The organism is Petrotoga halophila DSM 16923 (genome assembly GCF_002924615.1).
Map to the genome: position 1 here is coordinate 1 of NZ_JALY01000102.1, position 1,517 is coordinate 1,517.

1 protein-coding gene and 1 pseudogene are annotated in these 1,517 nt (G+C 32.4%); both read right to left on the minus strand.

The window, feature by feature from the left end:
* Positions 1 to 150: pseudogene (locus tag AA81_RS14750) on the minus strand (orotidine-5'-phosphate decarboxylase); the annotation flags it as partial.
* Positions 137 to 1,342, minus strand: a complete 1,206-nt coding sequence (locus AA81_RS04540) for a dihydroorotase (protein ID WP_103898338.1) — start codon at positions 1,340 to 1,342, stop codon at positions 137 to 139. The pseudogene AA81_RS14750 and the gene AA81_RS04540, both read right to left, overlap by 14 nt.
* Positions 1,343 to 1,517: the final 175 nt, after the last annotated feature.

The following is a 1,517-nucleotide window of genomic DNA, read 5'->3' on the forward strand; positions in this document are numbered from 1 at the left end:
TATTATCTCTTTGTTGAATTTGAACAAAACTTCATCAATATCTTGATACTTTTCTTTTAAGTTAACCGGTATATAATCCAAATGCGTATCCAATCCGACACAAACATTCCCCTTTTTTTCAACCTCGTTGAATAATCTATCTATTATCAAATTTGACACTCCCCTTTTTGTATTTGATCTCTCCCTTTCTAATTGTTGCTATAACTTCTCCATAAAATTCCATCCCATCAAAAGGTGTATTTTTGCCTTTGGATAAAAATTCGTCTTTGTTGATTTTAACCTTTTTTTCTAAATCTACAATAACTACATCTCCATCGTATCCTGTTTGTATCTTTCCTTTTTTAACCCCTAACATTTGTGCTGGTTTTGAAGACATAAGTTGAGATAAGCGATTCAGTGTAATTTCTTCACTTTTTACCAACTTCGTATAACAAACGGGGAAAGCAGTTTCTAACCCTGAGATACCAGGTGCCCCTTTTTCTTTGTCTTCCATAGAATGAGGGGCATGATCAGTTGCTATAATATCTACAGTTCCATCCTTTATTCCCTTGATTATTTCCAAAACATCTTCTTTTTCTCTTATTGGAGGATTTACTTTGTAATCGTAATTGTATAAGGATAAATGGTGGGGGGTAACTTCGCAGGTAAGATTTTGTATCTCTCTTTTCGCCTTTCTTATACCTTCTATTGCCTCTTTCGTACTTACGTGGGCTAAATGAAGCCAAGCACCTGTCAATTTCGCAAGGTATATATCTCTAAAAGTCATCAAATTTTCGGAAAGTCTCGTGTTTATCGTTACTATTTCATTGTCTTCTTCATGTGCTATGATAGTTAACCCTTTCTCCTTTGCCTTCACCATCGCTAAATACATAGTTAAATTTGATTGAACACCTTTTCCATCATCGGATATGAATTTCACATTATTATCTATATAATCCAAATGTTCTAAAGATTTTCCATCAAAGTTCTTTGTGATAGAAACCGTTTGGTGAATATCGATCAAATTTAACTCCTTAGCTTTGTTCAACACATAATTAACAACTTTCATATCACTGCATATAGGATTGGTATTACCCATCAGATTCACACATGTGTATCCGCCTTTCAATGCTGCTAAACTACCAGAATGTAAATCCTCTTTATAAGTATAACCAGGATCTCTAAAGTGCGCATGCATATCTACAAATGCTGGCATAACAACCAAACCTTTTGCATCTATAGTATAAGCATCGTAATTCAAATCTTTGCCATAATTTTCTATCTTTCCATCTTTAATGTACAAATCTCCAAACAAATCTTTTTCTTCATCTACAATCCTACAATTTTTAATTAGAATATTTATTTTAATTCACCCCCTAAATAGATTCTTTTTTATTCCCTCAATTTTACTACTAATGTTAATAAATAGAAAAAAAGTAGTGTTAACTTTGCTTGACTTCAAGTTTAACACTACCTTTGGCTTTTATGAAAATAAACCAATTGAAAATCTTTTTATCTCTAACTGTCTATATAAACTC